The sequence below is a fragment of the Deinococcus actinosclerus genome (assembly GCF_001507665.1).
GTDB classification, from domain to species: Bacteria; Deinococcota; Deinococci; order Deinococcales; family Deinococcaceae; genus Deinococcus; species Deinococcus actinosclerus.
The window spans coordinates 1,661,577-1,682,123 of the sequence record NZ_CP013910.1; the positions used below are offsets into that span (position 1 = coordinate 1,661,577).

The following is a 20,547-nucleotide window of genomic DNA, read 5'->3' on the forward strand; positions in this document are numbered from 1 at the left end:
CTCCCGCCCGGAGGTTCAGGTCAGTTCGTTGAAGACCGCGCGGCTGATCACGAGCTGCTGGATCTCGCTGGTGCCCTCGTAGATCTCGGTGACCTTCGCGTCGCGGTACAGGCGCTCGACGGGGTACTCGCGGCTGTAGCCGTTTCCGCCGAAGATCTGGATGGCGTCGCGGGTCACGTCCACGGCGGCCTCGCTGGCGAGCAGCTTGGCGATGCTGGCCTCCTTGCCGTAGGGGCGGCCCTGGTCCTTGAGCCACGCGGCTTTCAGCGCGACCAGCCGGGCACTCTCGATGCGGGCGGCCATGCGCGCGATCTTGAAGGACACGCCCTCGAACTCGCGCAGGGGCTTGCCGAACTGCTCGCGCTCGGCGGCGTAACGGGCAGCGTGCTCCATGGCGGCGCGCGCGATCCCGAGGGCCTGCATGGCGATCCCGATGCGGCCCGCGTCGAGGCTGGCGAGCGCGATGATCAGGCCCTGCCCCTCCTCGCCGACCATGTTCGCGTGCGGCACGCGCACGCCGTCGAAGGTGACGGTGGTGGTGTGGCTGGCGTGCAGACCGAGTTTCTCCTCGGGCCTGCCGAAGCTCAGGCCCGGCGCGCCGTTCTCGACGATGAAGCAGGACACGCCGCGCGCGCCCAGCGGGCCCGTGCGGGCCATGACGAGGTACGTGTCGGCCTGTCCGCCGCTGGTGATCCAGGCCTTCGTGCCGTTCAGGACCCAGTCGTCCCCGTCGCGGGTGGCCTGGAGGCGCAGGCTGGCGGCGTCGCTGCCCGCGCCGCTCTCAGTCAGGCAGAACGCGCCGATGTGGCGGCCCTCCGCGAGGGGCCGCAGGTAGCGGTCGCGCTGCGCGTCGGTGCCGTAGCGCAGGATCATCTGCTCGGGCAGGCCGTTCTGCACGCTGACGATCACGGCGACGCTCGCGTCGGCCGCGGCGACTTCTTCGAGGCACAGCGCGTAGGTCACGGAGTCCAGGCCCGCGCCGCCCCACGCCTCGGGGACGGTGGCGCCCATCAGGCCCAGCTCGGCCAGACCGCGCAGCTGTTCGCGGGGTAGTCGCCGCTGCGGTCGAACTGGGCGGCCAGCGGCGCGATCTCGGCGCGGACGTAGTCGCGGACGTGCTCGACGATGAGGCGCTGGTCGCTGCTCAGCGCGAAGGACATGCCGGGGTCGGCTTCGGTGACGGTCATGCCCCCAGGCTACCAAACGCCCGTTAGGCAGCGTCCAGGCCGGTCAGCTCAGGCCAGCGCGGCGGCCAGGGCCTCCTCGATGCCGCGCCCGCGCCAGCCGGTCTCGACAGTCGCGGCCTCGCCGCCGGGCCAGCGCAGGTGCGCGCCGATCACCGCGCCGCCCGCAATCGCCAGCGCCGCGCCGCTCAGGACGTCCAGCGGCGCGTCCGGGCACAGGCGCGCGGCCGCCGTCCTCAGGGTGGGGGCCAGGGGCAGCGGGGGGCGGGTCACGCGAACACGGGCGGGCAGACTCACGCCGCGCAGTGTAGAGCAGAGCAGGCGGGCGCGGCGACCGGAGACGGTGTGAAGTTCCTCACCGCAGCGGCGCGGGACGCACTTACAATTCAGCGGATGTCCGTGCCGTCTGCTCCTCCGGTTGCCCGCGCGCCCTCCTGGCCGCGGGTCCTGCTGCTGCTGCTGTGCGCCCTGCTGCTGCTGGCGACCGCCGCCCTGGCGCTGCTCTCGCTGGGCCTGTTCTCCTCCCTCGCCTCGAACGGGCCGCTGTGGCTGCGTTCACTGGGCGTGGTGGCCGCCACGCTCACCACCTCGGCCGGACTGGGGGGCCTCAGCGGGATCGCGCAGGCGTTCACGCTGATGCTGCTCACGAGCCTCGTGGCGGCCCTGGCCGCCTTCGTCAAACCGCGCTGAGCGACGCCTAAATCATGAGCATTTTTTTACGTGCTCCTCATGCTGCGTGCTACGATTGGGGAGTTTTGTACCGGAGGCGAGTGTGAGGCTGTCAGAAGACATCGGAATTGACCTTGGAACGGCGACGTTCCTGATTTACAGCAAGAGCCGCGGCCTGGTGCTGCAGGAACCCAGCGTGATCGCCATGGCCCGCGACAGCAAACAGGTCAAGGCGGTGGGTGAGGAAGCGTACCGCATGATCGGCCGCACGCCGGGCGGGATCGTCGCCGTGCGCCCCATCAAGGACGGCGTCATTGCCGACGAGGGCCTCACCGAGAAGATGATCAGCATGTTCCTGCAGAAGGTGCAGGGCGGCGCCGGACGCCTGTTCGGCTTCAAGCCGCAGCTGATGGTCGGCGTGCCCAGCAACGTCAGCGACGTGGAAAAACGCGCCGTGCTGCGCGCCGCGATCCACAGCAACGCCCGCCGCGCCTTCCTGATCGAGGAGCCGCTGGCGGCCGCCATCGGCGCGGGCCTCAAGATCGCCGAACCGGTGGGCAGCATGGTCGTGGATATCGGCGGGGGCAGCACGGACGTCGCCGTGATCTCGCTGGGCGGGATCGTGGTCAGCGAGTCGCTGCGGATCGCCGGGAACGAGTTCGACGAGAGCATCATCCGCTACGTGCGCCGCAAGCACAACGTGCTGATCGGGGAGCGCACCGCCGAGGAGATCAAGGTCAAGGTCGGCGCGGCCATGCTGCTCGACGACGCCGAGAACCTCACCGCCGAGGTGCGCGGCCGCGACCTCGTGAACGGCCTGCCCAAGACCATCAGCCTGGACTCCACGGACGTGGTCGAGGCGCTCTCGGAGCCCGTCACGAAGATCGTCGAGGGCGTCAAGCGCGTCCTGGAGATCACCCCGCCGGAACTGGTCAGCGACATCATCGACCGCGGCATCGTGATGACCGGCGGCGGCTCGCTGCTGCGCAACTTCGACGAACTGCTGCGTCAGACGACCGGCATTCCCGTCGCCGTGGCCGAGAACGCCGTGGAAGCGGTAGCGGTCGGCACCGGCATGGCGCTGGAAATGATTCCCGTGCTGGGCGACTCGCTGGTCAGCAGCGACAACTACCTGCGTCACTGACCACGTCCGGGCCAGCCCGGCCCCCGGTTGACGATGGGAGGCGGCCCGCAGGTGCCCCTCCCATTCGCCTGTCTCCCCCATCCCCAGACTCCCCTGCCCCGGAGGTTGCCCCGCATGGATCCGATCCTGATTCAAGACGTCCTCAAGACCCTGCCCCACCGCTTCCCCTTCGTGATGGTCGACCGCGTGCTGTCCATTCAGGACGGCGAGGTGCACGCGCTGAAGAACGTGACCGTGAACGAACCGTTCTTCCCCGGGCACTTCCCGCAGGAACCCGTGATGCCCGGCGTGCTGATCGTCGAGGCGCTGGCGCAGGCCAGCATGTTCTGCCTGCACGGTCAGCTGGATCCCGGCACGATCGGGTACCTCGCGGGTGTGGACGGCGCGCGCTTCAAGCGCAAGGTCATCCCCGGCGATCAGCTGCACCTGCACGCGAAGCTGGAGTTCCTGCGCCGCGGGCTGGGTAAGACCACCTGCCGCGCGCTGGTGGACGGTGAGGTGGCGGCGGAGGCCACCATCCTGTTCGCGGTTGCCAAAGGGTGAATGAAGACGTGAATCGGCCCGCGCGGGACGCCGCAGCGGGTACGCTGGCGCGGATGCCTGCCCCGGAGTGCCATTGAGTCGCCTGACCCGCTACGTGACGCTGGAGCTGCTGCCGCCGCTGCTGGCGGGCACGCTGCTGTTCACGGCCATCCTCAGCTTCGGGTACTTCTTCATCTCCAGCCAGTGGCTCCAGGGCGTGCCCGTGGCGCTGGTCGGGCAGTGGATCGCCTATCAGGTGCCGGACACCCTCGTGAAGGTGCTGCCCATGGCGGTCGTGCTGATGACCGTGGTGGCGTTCGGCCGCATGAGCACCGAGCGGGAACTCGTGGCGGTGCAGTCCGGCGGGATCAGCCTGGGCCGCGTCGCCCGCCCGGCGGGTGTGGTGGCGCTGCTCGTCACGGCGCTCTCGGTGTGGCTGAGCCTGTGGGTCGCCCCGAGGTTGAACGTCGAGACGCGCGGCCTGTACTGGGACGTGCTGACCGGCGCGGGCCTGTCGCAGCTGAGCGGGAAGACCGTGGATCTCGGGGACGGCCTGACCCTGTTCATGCGCGGCTACGACCCGGCCACACGGGAGATGCAGGGCGTGCGTCTGGAACGCTGGGAGTCCGGCAACGCCCGGCTGGGCACACTGACCTTCGCGGACCGCGCCACCTTCGAGCACCGCGTGCTGACCCTGCGGGACTACCGGGTGTTCCGCGCGGACTTCGGCGCGGCCGCCCGCCTGCCCGGCGCCGCGCAGAACCCGCTGACGCTGCCGGGCGCGGTCGCGCAGACTTTCCCCGCCATCCGCTCCGGGGCCTCGCTGCGGGTGGACACCGGCCTGAGCCGCCAGGAGACCCTGGCGAAATACGCCGACGCGGTGGGCGCCGACGCCCAGGGCTGGCCGGAACTCGTCACGGCGCTCACGACGCCGGGCGTGAAGGCCGCCGAGCGGGACGCGGCGCGCGTCACCCTGAACCGCAAGCTGGCGCTGCCCTTCGCGAATCTGGTGCTGGCCCTGGCGGCCCTGCCGTTCGCGCTGCGCTACGGGCGGACGCTGGGCGTGGCGCTGGGGCTGGCGCTGCTGCTGGCCGTCGCGTACTACCTGCTGTTCTTCCTGGGTCTGACCCTGGCCCCGCTGCTGCCCGGCCTGCCGGAGGCGGGGTGTGGCTGGCGAACGTGGTGTTCGCGGCGCTGGGCCTGACCCTGCTGAGGCGCGCGTGACCGGGCCGCAGCTGCCGCTCCGCGCCCTGATCGTGTCCGCGTCGTTCGGCAGCGGGCACCATCAGGCGAACGGCGCGCTGGACGCCGCGCTGCGCGACCTGGGCGTGCCCCTGGAGGCGCGGCACGCCGACCTGCTGAAGTACATGAGTACCCCTGAGCGCGTGATCACGGCGGGCACGTACGACCTGTGGCTGCGGCACATGCCCGGCGTGTACCGCGCCTTCTACCACCTGACGGACACCGACCGCGCGCCCACCGCGCAGGCCTTCGGGTGGCTGGGCTACCCCGCCATGCGCCGCGACGTGCTGGAGGTCCGCCCCGAGGTGGTCGTGAGTTCCTACCCCACCCCGGTCGCGCTGGCGCACAACGTCCGCCGCCGCACCGGCACCGATTTCCTGAACGGACTGGTCATCACCGACTACCGCGTGCACCAGCACTGGGCGCGCGCCGAGGCCGACCTGCTGATGGTCCCGAACGAGGAGGCCCGCGAGCAGCTCGCCCGCTGGCGCATCCCCGACGACCGGGTGGAGGTCACGGGCATCCCCATCGCGCGGGTGTACCGCGACCTGATCGGCGCCGACCGCGCCGCGCTGCGCGCCAGGCACGGCCTGGACCCGGACCTGCCCCTGATCCTGATGTCCGGCGGCGGGACCGGCAGTTACCGCGCGCTGCCGCAGGTGCTGCGCGAACTGGGCAACCTGGGCCGGCGCGTGCAGGTGCTCGTCCTGGCGGGCGCGGACGGGCACGGCGTGGCCCGGGTGGGGGCGCGACCCTGCACCGCCTGGGGTTCACCACGAACTTCCCGGAACTGCTCGCCGCGTCGGACCTCGTGGTGGGCAAGGCGGGCGGCCTGACCGTCGCGGAGGCCACCACGCTGGGCGTGCCCCTCGTCGTGCACGCCCCGATTCCCGGGCAGGAGGAATTCAACACCGACTACCTGGAACGCCACGGCGCAGCCCTGTGGGCGCGGTCCCTGGCCGACGTGCGCCCGGCGGTGCTGCGCGCCCTGGACGCCGACGAACGCGGCCGGATGTCCTGCGCCGCCCGGGCCGTCAGCCGCCCGGACGCCGCCGAGCAGGTCGCGCGGGTCCTGCTGCGGCGGCTGGGCCGGCTGTGACCGGACCCTGGCGCTGGGCAGCCGGACTGGCGGCGGGCGCGGCCCTGTACATCGGCCTGCCGTACCTGCTCGTGCAGCGCGGCGGACTGGGTGTCATCACGCGGGGTGACCCGGCGCGGCAGCAGGTCGCCCTGACCTTCGACGACGGGCCCGACCCGCGCAGCACCCCGCTCGTGCTGGACACGCTGCGCGCGGCGGGCGTCCAGGCCACCTTCTTCATCCTGCCCGCGCTGGCACGGCAGCACCCGGACCTGCTGCGCCGCCTGCTCACCGAGGGCCACGAGGTCCTCCCGCACGCGCACCGGCACCGGCACGCCTGGACCCTGCTGCCCTGGGTCGCCTTCCGTGATCCGGGACAGGCCACGCGTGAGGTGGAGGAGCTGACCGGCACGCGCCCCGCCTCCAGCGGCCCCCGCACGGCGCCTACAGCCTCACCACGGTGCTGGGCCAGCGCGCCGCCGGAGTGACGGGTGTCCACTGGACGGTCGAGGCGCGCGACTGGGCCGCTGACGCCACCCCAGGCACCGTGCGGGCTGAGGTGGCGCGGCAGGTCCGGCCGGGCGGCATTATCGTGCTGCACGACGCCGGACCCGGCTCCCGCACCACCCCGGCGGCGCTGCCCGGCATCCTGACCGACCTGCGGGCGCGCGGCCTGACGGTCGTCCCGCTGCGCGACCTGCGCGGCGCGCGGCCCGGCACGCTGCGGGACATGTGGCACACCCTCCGGGGCAGCTGACAAGGGTACTGGCGGTTTCGTCCACAGCCCGGCAGGGCACCGGGTGGCCCACTCCACGCCCGGAGGCTCCTTCGCTCCTCCTCTGCGGGGCAGCCCCGCGAGTCCGTCTGAATCCCGTACCCTGGGGCGCGTGAACTACGACGAGTTTGCCGACCTGTACGACCACCAGTACGACGTGTACCGCGACGACCTGCACCACTACGCCCGCGTGGGCGAACAGGCGCGCGGGCCCGTACTGGAGATCGGCTCCGGCACCGGCCGCGTCACCACGTTCCTCGCGCGGCGCGGCGTGGACATCACCGGTCTGGAACCCAGCGCGCGCATGATCGAACGCGCCCAGGAACGCGCCCAGCGCGACGGCCTGACCGTGAAGTACGTGCAGGGCGACGCCCGCACCTTCACGCTCGACGAGCGCTTCGACACGGTCATCGCGCCGTTCAACGCCCTGATGCACCTCTACACCCCCAACGAGCAGCTCCAGGCGGTGCAGAACATCCACGCGCACCTGCAACCGGGCGGGCACTTCACCTTCGACCTGTTCGTTCCCCGCTTCGGCAAACCCCACACCCTGCGGCACGAGGGCGAGACCTTCCACGCGCCCGACGGCAGCCGCACCGACGTCTTCCTTGTGCAGCGGCATGACAAGCCCCGCCAGCACATCACCACCGAGTACCACGTGGACACCACCGCGCCCGACGGCACCCTGAAACGCCGCCACTACACCCTCACCCAGCGGTACTACACCCGCTACGAGGTCGAGTGGCTGCTGCGCTTCGCGGGCTTCGAGAGCCCCGCGTGACCGGCTCGTTCCAGGGCGGCCCGCTCGACGCGCACAGCGAGGTCATGGTCTTCAGCACCCGCGCCGTGTAATCCAGGATGAAAGTGATTCCTCGTCATTCAGGGTCGCCCGTTGGTCCCCTCACCCTTCCGTCGCTTCGCTCCTCCCTCCCTCTCCCTCAGGGGGAGAGGGGACAACGGAACGAGATCACGTTTCAAGTAAGTCAGTTTAATCCCGTGTGACCGGTGGGTGAACGCCGACCGGGAGAACCCTGTCTGGGCTCTCCCGGTGTCGGCGGTCATGGCACAGTCCCTCTGCGGGACTGAAGTGGAGGGTCAATCTGGATTCATCCGATTCCCGACCGTCCGGGAGAGCGCCGGACGCTCGTCCATCTCCTGAAGTCCGGCTGTTGTTGCTCCCTCCAGTCGGGTTCGTCTGCGACTCACCGCAAGGGGGTCAATCGTGCGCGGCGGCGAGTTCCTTGTGGCTGTGGCCGAACTGCTCGGCTTCGGTGCTGCCGGCCAGGGCGGTGGTGCTGCTCTGCCCGCCCCCGGCGGCCTGGGCGACGAGATCGAAGTAGCCGGTGCCGACTTCGCGCTGGTGCTTGACGGCGGTGAAGCCGCGGTCCTGGGCGGCGAATTCGCGTTCCTGGAGTTCCACGAAGGCGCTCATCTGGTTGCGGGCGTAGCCGTAGGCGAGGTCGAACATGCTCATGTTCAGGCTGTGGAACCCGGCCAGGGTGATGAACTGGAACTTGTAGCCCATCTTGCCCAGTTCGACCTGGAACTTGGCGATGGTCTCGTCGTCGAGGTTCTTCTTCCAGTTGAAGCTGGGGGAGCAGTTGTACGCCAGGAGCTTGCCGGGGAACTGCGCGTGGACGGCCTGGGCGAAGCGGCGGGCGTCCTCCAGGTTGGGCACGGAGGTCTCGCACCAGATGACGTCGGCGTAGGGGGCGTAGGCCAGGGCGCGGCTGATGGCCTGCTCGATGCCGGGCCTGACGTAGTAGAAGCCTTCGGGGTGCGTTCGCCGGTGCAGAAGGGCTTGTCGTTGTCGTCGATGTCGCTCGTCAGGAGGTTCGCGGCGTCGGCGTCGGTGCGGGCGATCAGGACGGTGGGGACGCCGCTGACGTCGGCGGCGAGGCGCGCGGCGTTCAGGGTGCGGATGAACTGACTGGTGGGGACGAGCACCTTGCCGCCCAGGTGTCCGCATTTCTTCTCGCTGGCGAGCTGGTCCTCGAAGTGCACCCCGGCGGCGCCCGCCTCGATCATGGCCTTCATGAGTTCGAAGGCGTTCAGGGGACCGCCGAAGCCGGCTTCCGCGTCGGCGACGATGGGCACGAAGTAGTCGATGTCGCCTCGGCCCTCGCTGGTCTGGATCTGATCGGCACGGCGCAGGGTATTGTTGATGCGCTTGACGACGTCGGGCACGCTGGAGGCGGGGTAGAGGCTCTGGTCGGGGTACATCTGCCCGGCGTTGTTGGCGTCCCCGGCGACCTGCCAGCCGCTCAGGTAGATGGCCTTCAGGCCAGCCTTGACCTGCTGCATGGCCTGGTTGCCGGTTAGGGCGCCCAGGGCGTTCACGAAGGGCAGTTCCTTCATCTGGCGCCACAGTTTCTGCGCGCCGTGCTTGGCGAGGGTGTGCTCGATGGGGAGGCTGCCGCGCAGCTTGACGACCTCGTCGGCGCTGTAGTTGCGGCGGATGCCCTGCCAGCGTTCCTCGGTCTGCCAGGTCTTTTCGAGGATCTCGGCGGGCGTGCGGGGGTTGGTGGTCATGGTGGGGCCTCCGTGGGGTGTGAGGGGCGATCCGCCGCGCCCGGTCTGAGCGTGGAAGGTCTGGGGATTCGGTGGGATGTGCCCGGTGTGGGCGGTGCCTTGCGGTGAGGGCATTGTGCCGGGCCGCCCGCCACGAAAGTACTGGTGTACCCATGACAGGTGGAAGTACACCACCAGTTCAGGTACACCGCCCGGTTCCTGCCACGAGACAAGAGGCGCCCGGCCTGCACCGGACGCCCCCTCAGGTCAGGCTGCTCAGCCGTTCAGCCACTCGGCCAGCGTCGCCTCGAACGCCGCGTGGTGGTCGTGGTGGTACAGGATGCCGTGGAAGCCGGCGTCGTTCGCCGCGTCGATGTTCTCCTGCACGTCGTCCACGAACGCCACCTGCGCCGCCGGGACGCCCATGGCGGCCTCCAGCGCCGCGAACGACTCCGGGGACGGCTTCTTGTGCCCCAGTTCGTTGCTGAACACCGGCTGGTGGAACCGCGCGAACCGCGGGTCGCGGCGCAGGTGGTCGCTCACGACCGGGTAGTTGTTGCTCAGCAGGCCCACCCGCACCCCGGCGGGCAGCGCGGCCAGCGTGGCGTACATGGGCGCGTTGTCGTGAATGCTGCCCAGGTACAGCGGCTCGAAATCGGTGTACGGCATGGGAATCCCCGCCTCCTCCTGCAGGACCGTCCAGAACTGCGGGAGGGTCCAGGCCCCCACCTCCAGCTGGCGGACGTGCCGGAAGTAGGAGTCCCGCACGCGTTCCACCGGGACGCCGCTGCGGTCCGCCACGTTCTGGGTGCTGCGGCCATCGAAGGTTCCCACCGTGAACACGCCGCCCCAGTCGAAGGCCACGTGCCGTTTCTGCTCGCTCGTCATCCGCCCGATCATGCCGCAGGGTCGCGGGGACTGCGGCGCCATTGTGCAGACCGGGGCCGGGGGGCCGGGCGGGGTTACTCGGGCAGCAGCAGCCCCCGGCGGTCCCACGCGGCCACGTTCAGGGCGTGCATGGCCTGCCAGGGCCGCGTCCAGTCGGCGTCCGCCTGCAGCTTCTGCCCCCGCCCGTGCCGCAGGACGTGCGCGCGGTGCGCGGCCAGCAGGTCCGGCACCGGGCAGTCCGGGTGCAGGTGCATGTCGATCTCCTCGCTCAGGGCGGGTGCGTAGGGCTGGCGGGCGCTGCTGGTCAGCACGCACGCGAACCCGCTAGCGCGGTCACGCAGCCACGTGAGCACCTGCACGAACGGCCAGCCGGTGTCGGCCGTTTCCGGCGTCTCGCTCCAGCGCAGTCCGGCGGTGCTGTCGGGCTCCAGCCGGTAGGCGCGCAGGTGGCGCACCTCGGAGACGCCGGGCAGGTAGTAGGTGCCCAGCGGCGCGGCGCCCGCCGCGAGCAGGTCGGCGTGCAGAGACGTGATGGCGCGCGACTGCTCCGGCGTGGCGCCCCAGGCCCGGTCCTCCAGCGGCTGCGGCGCGAGCGTCTCGGACACGAGCGGGCCCGGCAGGGCGCGGCGGTCGAGGCGGGCCAGACTCAGCTCCGGCAGCAGGCTGACGGCGCGCTCGGGGCCGACCAGCCGCTGAAGCTCGTCATCCGTGAGTGCAGCCAGGTTGAGGCGACGGGACACGCCCCCCATCATAACGTGCCCGACTTACATTTTCAGCACACGCGGCGCGTGTGACGCCGCCGGGAAAGGCCACCGGATCAGCCCCTATAGTGCAGAGCATGACCGATGCGTCCTCTCAGACCAACGACCTCCAGGCGGTCGCCCAGGCCCTCCTGACCCACACCGGCCCCATCGTGGTGCTGTCCCACGAGAACCCGGACGGCGACGCGCTGGGCAGCGTCCTGGGGCTCACCCGGGCGCTGCGGCAGCTGGGCCGCGAGGTGATCGCCCCGGTGCACGTCCCGCGCTTCCTGGCCTTCGTGCCCCGGCCCGGCGAGCTGAGCGACCGCCTGAGCAGCTGGCCCGAGGGGGCCATGGCCGCCGTGCTGGACGTGGACAACAACGACCACGTGCGGGTGGCGGGCGCCGACCTGAGCACCTTCCGGGGGCCAGTCGTGAACGTGGATCACCACGGCACGAACGCCCGGCGCGCCGACGCCCTGGCCGTGGACCCGGGCCAGCCGGCCGCCGCCGTGATGGTGGCCGAGCTGATCGACCTGCTGGGCGCCCGCTGGACCGAGGAGATCGCCACGCCGCTGATGCTGGGCCTGATCACCGACACCGGTTCGTTCCGGTTCGATTCGGTCACCCCGCAGGCGTTCCGCGCCGCCGCGCGGCTGCGCGAGGCCGGCGCGCGCCTGGGCTGGATCAGCGATCAGCTCGGCCAGAATCCGGTGACGTACTACACGCTGCTGCGCGAGGTGCTGGGCACGCTGGAATTCCTGCACGGGGGCCGCGTGGTGCTCGCCCGCGTGGACGAGGCGATGCTGGCGCGCGCCGGGGCCGCCTGGGAGGACGTGGAGAACTACGTGGGCATGCTGCGCAACGCCGAGGGCTCGCAGCTGGCCGTGATGGTCAAGGACTTCGGCGACCGGGTGAAGCTCTCACTGCGGTCCCGCGCCGGCCTGAGCGCCCAGAACATCGCCGTGGCCCTGGGCGGCGGCGGCCACGTCCCGGCCGCCGGGGCCAGCCTGAACCAGCCCTGGCCGGAGGTGGCCGCGCAGCTGGACGCCGCAATCACGGCGGAACTCGCGCGGGTCGACGCCCTGGGCGCGTAGGCCGGGTGGGCGAAACAGCCCTGAGGGCCAGGCGTGTCTCCCTCAGGGCGGCGCGCTGGCGTCCCCCCGGCCGTCAGCGCGCCGGGGCACCCAGCGCCGTCGTCCGGGCGGGCGCGTCCAGCACGACCTTCAACGCCGCGTTGATCCACGCGAACGCGCGGCGGGTGTTCGGCATGGTGTAGCTCTGATCCGCGCCGCGCTGCATGAACACGTATACCAGGTGGCGGCCGTCCGTGGTCTCCACGTACCCGCTGTAGGTCAGCAGCTGCCAGCCGTTCCCGCCCTTGGCGCCCACGTAGCGCACGCGGCCCTGGTGGGTGATCGTCAGCGCGGACTTCCCGAAGCCGGTGGCCATGACCTCCCGCTGCCAGCGGCGCGACGCCTCGGACAGGTCGGGCCGCAGGAATTCCTGCGCGACGAGCGTCCCGAACTCGTACGGCGTGCTCAGGTTGTACACCTGCGCGTCCAGCGCGTCGTCCCGGCGGTGGTCGAAATAGTCGTTCAGCTTCCGCTGCACGTAGTCCGCCCGGTATTTCTGCGCGTCCCGGTCGATCAGCGCCGCGATCCGGCGCTGCTCCTCGCCGCGCGCGCCGGTCCAGCGGCCACTGCCGTTGAAGGTGGCCGACAGGCCCGACTGCGCGACCCACCACGCCTTGGTGGGCAGGATCAGGCGGGTGCGGCACAGTCCGAGGCGGTCCGCCACGTCCTGCACGGCCCCCAGGCCGGCGCGGCGGTGCAGGATGTCGGTGGCGGTGTTGTCGCTGTTGTGGATCATGCGCTCGCTCAGGGCCCGCACGTCCGACCCGTCGAAGGGGTAGCTGCCCAGCGACTGGTTCTGCCGGGTCACGGTGAACCGCTCGCCGGGCTGCATGCGCCCGGCATCCACCTCGCGCAGCAGCGCCCACAGCACCGCCTGCTTGTACGTGCTCGCCAGCGGAAACACGCTGTCCGGGTTGGTCGCCACGGCCCGCACCGGGCGCAGCGTCACCGGATCGATCTCCGCCACCCACAGGCCCAGCTGCCCGCTCAGGTGATGGGGCGGGGGTGGGGCCTTGGGCACGACCGGCGCAGGCAGCAGGCAGCCCCGGTCATCACGCAACGCATCGGGCGCGGGCTGCGCCGGGCCCGGGAGCGCCTGGCCGGGCGCCGCCTGGCGTTGCAGCGTCACGTGTCCCTCGCGCTGCGGGGCGGGCTGGGCGCAGCCCAGCAGCAGAGCGGGCAGCCACCACGTAGCCCGGAGGGGAAAGCGCCTCACGTCAGACCGTGACGGGCTCCAGGGTCACGCCCACCGTGCCGGGCCCCGCGTGGGTCGCCACGACCGCGCCGATCTGGTGGTCTCCCATGTCCTCGAAGTTCAGGCCTGCCAGTCCGGCGCGGACCTCCTGAACGTACTCCTCGCCGCCCGGGGTGCACATGACCGCCACGCGGGCACTGCCGTGCTGCGCCACGTACTTGCGGACGTGCTCCACGATGTCGGCCATGGCCTTCTTGTGGCCGCGCACGCGCCCGCCGGACTCCACGCGCCCGTCCTTGACGATCAGGATCGGTTTGATGTTCAGCAGGCTGCCCAGCAGCGCCTGCGCGCCCCCGATGCGCCCGTTGATGCGCAGGAAGTCCAGGGTGTCCACCGTGAAGCGGATGTCGGCCTTCGCCCCGGCCGCCTCAAGCTGCCGCACGATCTCGTTCATGCTCAGGCCCTGGTGCGCCAGTTCCGCGGCACGCAGCACGCGCAGACCCAGGCCCATGCTCACCGAGCGGCTGTCCACGACCGTGACCTTCCCACCGAATTCCTGCGCGGCCAGCCGCGCGCTGCCCACCGTGCCGGACATCTGCCCGCTGATGTGGATGCTCAGCACCTCGTCCGCCGATTGCAGGGCCTGGGTGTACGCCGCGGCGAACTCGGCCGGGCTGGGCTGCGAGGTGCTGGGGGTCTTCTTCCCGGCCTTCAGGCCCGCGAAGATGTCCTGCGGGGTGATCTCCAGGCCGTCCTTGTGCATCTTCCCGTCGAACAGCACGTACAGCGGCACGCGGGTCACGCCGATCTGCGCGAGCAGTTCCGGCGTCAGGTCACTCGTGGAATCCGTGACGATGGCAATGGTCATTGGCTGATACTAGCGTGACATCGCCTACGGTGCCGGTCGGGTCAGGCCGCCCACAACGAACAAACCGCCCCACTTCAGCGGGGCGGTCCGTGCCGTCGGGTCTATTCGGGCTTCTTCCTCGGCTGCCATTTCTTGCGGCCCCCGGCGCCGGGTTCGCTGGTCGCCTGCTGCCCTTCCTCCAGCAGGTTCTCGCCGACCTGTTCCAGCTGCACGTGCTCCGTGATGGGCGCGGCGACCGGCCCCGGGAGAGCAGCGACCTGCGGTTCGGGTGCAGGGGCCGGCACAGGCGCGGCCTTCGGCGCCCACTTCTTCCGCTCGCCGGTCGGGGCGGGCGCGGCAGGCGCAGGCGCTTCAGGCGTCACGGCCGGCGCGGCCTGCGGGGCGGCCTGAGGTGCAGGCGCGGCGTCAGGCTCCGTCGCGGGCGCGGCGCTGACCGGTTGTCCCTTCGGCGCCCACTTCTTCCGTTCACCTGCGGCGGGCGCGGCTACGGGCACAGCGGGCTCGGCACTGGATTCGGCGCTGGAGGCCACCTCGGTGGGAGCCACGGACGCAGAAGGCTCGGGGGCGGCCGGGGCAGGCGTCGCTTCCGCTTTCGCCTTCGGTGCCCAGGCCTTACGGGCGGGGGCGTCCGTGCCGGGTGCCGCAGGGGCCGGGGTCGCGGCCGTGACGCCCGGCTGGGCGGCGGGGGTGTGAGCAACAGGGGCGGGGTTCACGTCGTCCACCTTCGCCTTCGGTGCCCAGGCCTTGCGGGCCGGAGCGTCGGCCACCGGGGTGGCGGGCGCCGCCGTCGCAGCCGCCGGGGCGGGCGTGACCGGCGCGGGAGTTACGTCGCCGGCCACGTCGTCGCCGCCCTTGGGTTTCCAGCTCTTGCGGGCCGGAGCGTCGGGCGTGGCAGCAGCCGGGGCAGGTGCGGGTGCGGCGGGAGCCACGTCGTCCGCACCGGCCGCCCTGGGTTTCCAGCTCTTGCGGGCGCCCGCCTCGGGGTGCGCGGCCTGCGCTTCGGGCCGGGTGCCCTGCGTGGCGTCGGGGCTGCCGGGCTGCGCGTTGATGACGGCGGCGCTCGTCTCGCCCACTACAGCGGTGGGGGCACCGGCGCCGGGGCGCTCGCCCGTGCGGTCCATGGGCGTCTGCGCATTGGGGGCGCTGACGACCTCGGGCTGCTCCAGCGGGGTGGCGCCTTCCACGGGGCCGGTGGGGGCGGCCTGCTGCCAGGTGCCGTCGGCGCGCTGCACGCTCTCGAGCATGAGTTCCGCGACGTCCTTGACGATGATGTCGTCGCGTTTCTGCTTCTCGGGCGTGGAGTTCATCATCGCCTTGCAGAAGGGGCAGCCCACCGCGACGACCTTGCCGGTCTGCTCGAATTCGTCGCTGGCGGCCTTGGCGCTGTCCAGGCGGGCCTGGAGTTCACGGAAGCGGTTGTCGCTGACTCGCTCCGAGCCCTCTTCCTCCTCCTTCCAGAACTGCGCGCCGCCCGCGCCGCAGCAGAAGGAGTTCTCGCGGCTGCGTTCCAGGTCCAGCACCTCGCCCGCCATCTTCGTGATGAGGCTGCGGGGGGCGTCGTACACGCCGTTATGCCGGCCCAGGTAGCAGGGGTCGTGGTACGTGACGTTCTCCGCGAGCCGTTCCATGGGGAGCTTCCCAGCGGCCACGAGGGTTTCGAGGTACTCGGTGTGGTGGATGGTGCGGTAGTCGCCGCCGAGCTGCTTGTACTCGTGCCCGATGGCGTTCATACAGTGCGGGCAGGTCGCCACGATCAGTTTCGGCGCGACGGTGTTCAGGGTCTCAACGTTCTCGGCGGCGAGCTGCTGGTACAGGAACTCGTTCCCGGCGCGGCGGGCGCTGTCGCCGGTGCAGGCTTCCTTCTTGCCCAGCACGGCGTAGTTCACGCCGGCCTTGTCGAGCAGCTGCACGAACGAGCGGGCGACCTTCTGCGCGCCCGGGTCGTAGCTGGCGGCGCAGCCCACCCAGTAGATGACGTCCGGGGTGGGGTTCTCGTCGATGGTGGGGACTTTCAGGCCCTCGGCCCACTCCATGCGCTTGTCGCGGCTGATGCCCCAGGGGTTGCTGGCGCGTTCCATGCCGCGGAAGGCGGTCTGGAGCTGCGGGGGGAACTCACCGGCGACCATGACCTGATGGCGGCGGATGTCGATGATGTCGAGCATCTGCTCGTCCTGCACGGGGCAGACCTGCATGCAGGCGCCGCAGGTGGTGCAGGCCCAGACGCTTTCCTCGTTGATGGCGAATTCCAGCAGGGGGTGCGCCGTGCTCGCGCCGCTCTCGAAGGGGGCGGGTTTCAGGGTGAAGGGGCTGGGGTGCGACCCGATCACGTTCAGTTCCATGCGCTTGTTGATCTCCAGCGCGGCGGGGCTCAGGGCCTTGCCGGTGGCGTTGGCCGGGCAGACGTCCTGGCAGCGGTTGCACTGGATGCAGGAGTACGCGTCGAGCAGGCGCGGCCATTCCAGGTCCTCGAGTTTCTCGACGCCCAGCTTGGGCTCCTCGGCCTCCATGGCCTCTTCCAGACCCTTCATGGGGGGCAGGACGCCGCTGCCGACCGGGCGTTTCAGCGCGTAGTTCAGCGGGGCCATGAAGATATGGATGTGCTTCGTGAACGGGAAGTACGCCAGGAACGCCAGGACGCTGCCGAGCGCACCCCAGTACCCGAAGACGCGCCAGCCCTCGACGGCCTGCTCGCTGGCCCCGCTGAAGAGCAGGCGGCCCAGGGCGCTGCTGAACGGCTGGAAGCTGTCGTAGCTGCCGAGGACGCGGGCTTCCTCGACCATCTTGGCGGCGTTGCCGAGCACGCGGCTGCCCACGTGGAAGGTGATGAACGACGAGACGATCAGGCTGTCACGCAGGATGTAGTTCGCCTTGAGCAGCGGGTGCAGCAGCGTCTTGTCGGTGAAGCGGAAGTCGCGCCGGCTGGGCAGGAACAGGCGGCGGATCACGAGGCTGATGACGCCCACGAGCACGAGCAGGCTGAGCAGGTCGGCCAGGAAGTTGTACCCGGCGAGCAGCGGGCTGTCCTTGGAGTAGATGTGGAACGGCAAGTAGCCTTCCAGGCCGTCCACGACGTTGACCAGCAGGTAGTACACGAAGCCGTAGAAGATGAACGAGTGCAGCACGCTGATGGTGGTGCGGCGGCGGAAGGTGCGCTCCTGGGTGAGGCTGACCCGGATGGCGTACAGCACGCGCTGGACGGGGTTCCCGGTGCGGTCCTCGCTGGCGGGGCGCCGCGCGCGACGCGGCGGTAGAGGCGGTAGAAGCCCCACGCGCCGAGGCCACCGGCCAGGAGGGCGAAGAGGAAGAACAGCAGTTTGTGAATCAGGGGCAGCAAGGGGGCAACTCCTTCAGGCGGATGGGGTCTGGGGCGGGCCGGGAGACCGCAGCGAAAAATTGTACTGGGTCAAAGTATAGGCGATGGCCGGCTCGGAGCGGAACGCCCTCACCATACCCCCACCCCACCCGCAGCGGGCCCGACTGGCCGCGCACTCACCGTGCCGGGCGGCCCCGGTGAGGTAGCCTCAGCGCGTGAGCCTGACTGCTGCCGAACTTCAGACGTACCTGCACGCCCTCGTCCGCGGGGACCTGAAACTCGCCACGATGATCTGGGGCCCGCCCGGCGTGGGCAAGAGCAGCGTCGTGGCGCAGGTCGCCGCCGCGCACGGCCTGGACTTCGTGGACGTGCGCCTCTCCCAGCTGGCCCCCACCGACCTGCGCGGCCTGCCGGTTCCCGAGAGCGACGGGCAGGGGGGGGCGTGAGCCGCTGGTACCCCCCGGAATTCCTGCCGCGTGACGGGCGCGGCATCCTGTTCCTGGACGAGGTGAACATGGCCCCACCCACCATGCAGGGCATGGCGCAGCAGCTCATCCTGGACCGCCGGGTGGGCAGCTACGAACTCCCGGACGGCTGGTTCGTGTGGGCCGCCGGGAACCGCAAGGAGGACCGCGCCAGCGTGTTCGACATGCCCGCCCCCCTCGCCAACCGCTTCCTGCACCTGACGGTCCGCCCGGACTTCGACTCCTGGCGCGCGTACGCCCTGGGCCGGAGCCTCCATGAGCACGTCATCGCGTTCCTGACGTTCCGCCCGGAACTCCTGCACCGCCTCGACCCGCAGCAACCCGCGTGGCCCAGCCCCCGCGCCTGGGAGATGGCGTCGCGCCTGCACCGCGCCGGACTGGACGCCACGCCCGCCATCGGCGAGGCCGCCGGGGCTGAATTCAGCGCGTTCGTGCGCCTGTACGAGCAGCTGCCCGACCTAGGCATCGTGCTCGAAGGCCGGGGCGCGGGCCTGCGCCTGCCGGACGAACCCAGCGTCCGCTACGCCGCCGTCGTGGGCCTCGCCGCGCGCGCGGGCACCGCCGACGAGGCGTACCACGCCTTCACGTGGCTCGCCGACAGCGCCGGACCCGAATGGCTCCAGCTGTACGTCGCCACCCTCGTCAGCAAATTCCAGGCCATCGGGCAGCTCGCGGACCTCGCCGAACTCGTGGGCCGGGACGAACGCCTCGCGACGCTCGTGCAGACCACGCTGAGCCTCACGGAAAGCGCGTGAGGAGTGAGCAGAAGGCAAATGGCAGCTGGCGGATAGCACCTTTGGCCATCTGCCATCAGCCATCGGCGGTGGTCACGCCATGACCCCAGTTCCCGTCACTCCCGAATTCCAGCGCCTGATCTCCGGCTCCCGGTTGCGCCTGCGGGGGCGGTCGGCGTTCTTCGCGACGCTGCTGCTGCACGCGGAGTTCGTGCCGTCCCGGGAGGTCGCGGCGGCAGGCACGGACGGCGAGCGGGTGTACGTGAACCCGGAAGTCGCCGCGACCCTGGCGCCGGACGTGCTGGACGGGCTGCTGCTGCACGAGGTGCTCCATGCGGCGCTGTCGCACGTGGAGCGGCGCGGCCCGCGTGAGAAGAAACGCTGGAACAAGGCCGCCGACCTGATCGTGAACGGCATGGTGTCGGCGGCGGGGCTGCCCACGCCGCCGCAGTCGCGGCGGGACGAGCACCTGGAACGTCTGAGTGTCGAGGAGGTGTACACGTCCATCGAGGCGGAAGCCCAGGGCGACGGTGAGGACGAGGGGGACGACCTGCTCGACGGGCCGCCCAGCGACGCGCCGCCGCGCGGGCAGAAGCCGGGGCAGGCCGGGCAGACGCAGCGGCAGTGGCAGCAGGCGCTGGCGCAGGCGCGCAGCGTGGAGGCCATGAGCGGCAAGGGCGACGACCCGCTGGGCGAGCACCGCGAGTTGCAGCGGCTCGCCCCGGCGCGACTGGACTGGCGGGCGCACCTGTGGCGCTTCCTGGCGCGCACCCCGGTGGATTTCGGGGGCTTCGACCGGCGGTTCGTGGGGCGCGGCCTGTACCTGGAGGCGCTGGACGACGAGTCCCTGACCGCGCTGATCGCGGTGGACACGTCCGGCAGCGTGGACGACGACGCCGTGCGGGCGCTGGTGGGCGAGGTGCAGGGCGTGCTGGGCGCGTACCCGCACGTCCGCGCGACCCTCTACTACGCCGATACGGAAGCGTACGGCCCGCACGACCTGACACCCGGCGGCGAGATTCCCCCACCGCAGGGGGGCGGCGGCACCGACTTCCGCCCCATCTTCCAGCTGCTGGACGAGCATGAACCGGACGTCCTGATCTACCTGACCGACGGGTACGGCGACTTTCCCGACGCCGCGCCGCGCCTGCCCACCCTGTGGGTCGTGCCGCCCGGCGGCCTGGAGGACGAGGGCTTCCCCTTCGGTGAGGTCCTGCGCCTGGAGGAACACACATGAAGGCGACCAGTCGCCCGGACGGCTTCGAGGTCGCCCTAACTCTGGCCCCGGAGGCGGGGTCGGTATGGTTCGTGTTCGATGGGCCGAAACTGGTGCTGCGCGCGGACGGCACCCTGCCGACCGGGGAGGCCCCGCTGCCCGCGGTGGACGTGACGCCGCTGGGCACCCTGGACGGCACGTCGTATCTGGCGGCGGGCCTGGACGGCGACCTGCCCGGCGGCTTCCAGTCGGTGCCGGTCCGGTCCGGCTTCGGCCGCCTGCCCGATCACCACATGGGGCTGGCCGGGTACGCCGCGCAGGTCATCGAGTTCGCGCGCACGCACCGCTACTGTGGCCGCTGCGCTGCGCCCCTGAGCGACGCCACGCATGAACGCTCGCGCCGCTGCCCGAACTGCGGCCTGACGGTGTACCCGCGCGTGGCCCCCGTCGCGATGGTGCTCATCCGGCGCGGGCAGGGCCGGGACACCGAACTGCTGCTGGCCCGCAGCCCGCACTTCCCACCCGGCATGTACTCCGCGCTGGCGGGCTTCGTGGAACCCTCCGAGACCCTGGAGGCCGCGGCCCGGCGCGAGGTGCAGGAGGAGGTGGGCGTGGAGGTCCGTGACCTGCGGTACCAGTTCAGTCAGCCGTGGCCGTTCCCGCACTCGCTGATGCTGGGCTTCACCGCCGAGTACGCGGGCGGCGACATCACCCCGCAGCCCGGCGAGATCGACGACGCCCGCTGGTTCCCCGTCACCGACCTCCCCACACTGCCCGCCGCGTTCAGCATCGCGCGGGCGCTGATCGACGGGGCGGTGGCCGAGGCCCTGAAGTAGCAACCCGCCGC

13 protein-coding genes and 7 pseudogenes are annotated in these 20,547 nt (G+C 71.2%); 12 read left to right on the top strand and 8 right to left on the bottom strand.

Going from position 1 to position 20,547, the window contains the following annotated elements; genetic code table 11:
• Positions 1–15: 15 nt before the first annotated feature.
• A pseudogene (locus tag AUC44_RS08135) lies at positions 16–1,160 on the bottom strand (acyl-CoA dehydrogenase).
• 75 nt (positions 1,161–1,235) lie between these two features.
• Positions 1,236–1,481 (bottom strand): hypothetical protein, encoded by a 246-nt coding sequence (locus AUC44_RS08140; RefSeq protein WP_062158181.1) that lies wholly within the window; start codon positions 1,479–1,481, stop codon positions 1,236–1,238.
• 96 nt (positions 1,482–1,577) lie between these two features.
• Here AUC44_RS08140 and AUC44_RS08145 point away from each other — a divergent pair, with 96 nt between their 5' ends.
• The 8 genes and pseudogenes from AUC44_RS08145 (at position 1,578) to AUC44_RS08180 (ending at position 7,466) form a co-directional block, all read left to right on the top strand.
• Positions 1,578–1,874, top strand: a complete 297-nt coding sequence (locus tag AUC44_RS08145; protein ID WP_062158182.1) for a hypothetical protein — start codon at positions 1,578–1,580, stop codon at positions 1,872–1,874.
• Between the two features lie 82 nt (positions 1,875–1,956).
• A complete protein-coding gene (mreB, locus tag AUC44_RS08150; protein ID WP_062158183.1) occupies positions 1,957–2,997 on the top strand; it encodes a rod shape-determining protein in 1,041 nt (346 codons plus the stop codon).
• 114 nt (positions 2,998–3,111) lie between these two features.
• A complete protein-coding gene (gene fabZ, locus AUC44_RS08155) occupies positions 3,112–3,540 on the top strand; it encodes a 3-hydroxyacyl-ACP dehydratase FabZ (protein ID WP_062158184.1) in 429 nt (142 codons plus the stop codon).
• A gap of 73 nt (positions 3,541–3,613) precedes the next feature.
• Positions 3,614–4,743: pseudogene (locus tag AUC44_RS08160) on the top strand (LptF/LptG family permease).
• Positions 4,740–5,860, top strand: a pseudogene (locus tag AUC44_RS08165) (MGDG synthase family glycosyltransferase). Before AUC44_RS08160 ends, AUC44_RS08165 begins: the two co-directional pseudogenes overlap by 4 nt.
• Positions 5,857–6,327 carry a polysaccharide deacetylase family protein gene (locus AUC44_RS08170; protein ID WP_062158185.1) on the top strand — a complete coding sequence of 157 codons (471 nt, stop codon included), beginning with the start codon at positions 5,857–5,859 and terminating at the stop codon, positions 6,325–6,327. Before AUC44_RS08165 ends, AUC44_RS08170 begins: the two are co-directional and overlap by 4 nt.
• Positions 6,300–6,596, top strand: a complete 297-nt coding sequence (locus AUC44_RS08175) for a polysaccharide deacetylase family protein (RefSeq protein ID WP_062158186.1) — start codon at positions 6,300–6,302, stop codon at positions 6,594–6,596. Before AUC44_RS08170 ends, AUC44_RS08175 begins: the two co-directional genes overlap by 28 nt.
• Positions 6,597–6,726: 130 nt before the next feature.
• Positions 6,727–7,466, top strand: a pseudogene (locus AUC44_RS08180) (class I SAM-dependent methyltransferase).
• Between the two features lie 364 nt (positions 7,467–7,830).
• On the opposite strand, the pseudogene aceA reads toward AUC44_RS08180, so the two are convergent.
• The 3 genes and pseudogenes from aceA to AUC44_RS08195 form a co-directional block, all read right to left on the bottom strand.
• Positions 7,831–9,146 (bottom strand): annotated as a pseudogene (aceA, locus tag AUC44_RS08185) (isocitrate lyase).
• A gap of 255 nt (positions 9,147–9,401) precedes the next feature.
• The gene (locus tag AUC44_RS08190) at positions 9,402–10,013 is read right to left on the bottom strand and encodes an HAD family hydrolase (RefSeq protein WP_062158187.1); all 612 of its coding nucleotides are present in this window, start codon (positions 10,011–10,013) and stop codon (positions 9,402–9,404) included.
• Between the two features lie 74 nt (positions 10,014–10,087).
• On the bottom strand, positions 10,088–10,762 hold the full coding sequence (locus tag AUC44_RS08195; RefSeq protein WP_231724580.1) for a hypothetical protein: 675 nt from the start codon (positions 10,760–10,762) through the stop codon (positions 10,088–10,090).
• Positions 10,763–10,851: 89 nt separating this feature from the next.
• Between AUC44_RS08195 and AUC44_RS08200 the strand changes: the two genes are divergently transcribed.
• A complete protein-coding gene (locus tag AUC44_RS08200) occupies positions 10,852–11,850 on the top strand; it encodes a DHH family phosphoesterase (protein WP_062158189.1) in 999 nt (332 codons plus the stop codon).
• A 73-nt stretch (positions 11,851–11,923) separates the two neighbouring features.
• On the opposite strand, the gene AUC44_RS08205 is transcribed toward AUC44_RS08200, so the two are convergent.
• From AUC44_RS08205 to AUC44_RS08215, 3 genes and pseudogenes are all read right to left on the bottom strand, one after another.
• Positions 11,924–13,105, bottom strand: a complete 1,182-nt coding sequence (locus tag AUC44_RS08205) for a serine hydrolase (protein ID WP_062158190.1) — start codon at positions 13,103–13,105, stop codon at positions 11,924–11,926.
• 1 nt (position 13,106) lies between these two features.
• Positions 13,107–13,952: a DegV family protein gene (locus AUC44_RS08210; protein WP_062158191.1), complete on the bottom strand. Its 846-nt coding sequence runs from the start codon at positions 13,950–13,952 to the stop codon at positions 13,107–13,109.
• 101 nt (positions 13,953–14,053) lie between these two features.
• Positions 14,054–17,286, bottom strand: a pseudogene (locus tag AUC44_RS08215) (heterodisulfide reductase-related iron-sulfur binding cluster).
• A gap of 194 nt (positions 17,287–17,480) precedes the next feature.
• On the opposite strand from AUC44_RS08215, the pseudogene AUC44_RS08220 reads away from it, so the two are divergent.
• The 3 genes and pseudogenes from AUC44_RS08220 to nudC all read left to right on the top strand — a co-directional run bounded on the left by AUC44_RS08220 (position 17,481) and on the right by nudC (position 20,536).
• Positions 17,481–18,505 (top strand): annotated as a pseudogene (locus AUC44_RS08220) (AAA family ATPase).
• Positions 18,506–18,584: 79 nt separating this feature from the next.
• Positions 18,585–19,721: a vWA domain-containing protein gene (locus AUC44_RS08225; protein WP_062158192.1), complete on the top strand. Its 1,137-nt coding sequence runs from the start codon at positions 18,585–18,587 to the stop codon at positions 19,719–19,721.
• Positions 19,718–20,536, top strand: a complete 819-nt coding sequence (gene nudC, locus AUC44_RS08230; protein WP_082688995.1) for an NAD(+) diphosphatase — start codon at positions 19,718–19,720, stop codon at positions 20,534–20,536. Before AUC44_RS08225 ends, nudC begins: the two co-directional genes overlap by 4 nt.
• Positions 20,537–20,547: the final 11 nt, after the last annotated feature.

Excerpts from the sequence above, each read along its gene's own strand:
- AUC44_RS08145 (WP_062158182.1), top strand. The coding sequence starts at position 1,578 with ATGTCCGTGCCGTCTGCTCCTCCGGTTGCCCGCGCGCCCTCCTGGCCG.
- fabZ (WP_062158184.1), top strand. The coding sequence starts at position 3,112 with ATGGATCCGATCCTGATTCAAGACGTCCTCAAGACCCTGCCCCACCGC.
- AUC44_RS08190 (WP_062158187.1), bottom strand. The coding sequence starts at position 10,013 with ATGACGAGCGAGCAGAAACGGCACGTGGCCTTCGACTGGGGCGGCGTG.
- AUC44_RS08195 (WP_231724580.1), bottom strand. The coding sequence starts at position 10,762 with ATGGGGGGCGTGTCCCGTCGCCTCAACCTGGCTGCACTCACGGATGAC.
- AUC44_RS08200 (WP_062158189.1), top strand. The coding sequence starts at position 10,852 with ATGACCGATGCGTCCTCTCAGACCAACGACCTCCAGGCGGTCGCCCAG.
- AUC44_RS08210 (WP_062158191.1), bottom strand. The coding sequence starts at position 13,952 with ATGACCATTGCCATCGTCACGGATTCCACGAGTGACCTGACGCCGGAA.
- AUC44_RS08225 (WP_062158192.1), top strand. The coding sequence starts at position 18,585 with ATGACCCCAGTTCCCGTCACTCCCGAATTCCAGCGCCTGATCTCCGGC.
- nudC (WP_082688995.1), top strand. The coding sequence starts at position 19,718 with ATGAAGGCGACCAGTCGCCCGGACGGCTTCGAGGTCGCCCTAACTCTG.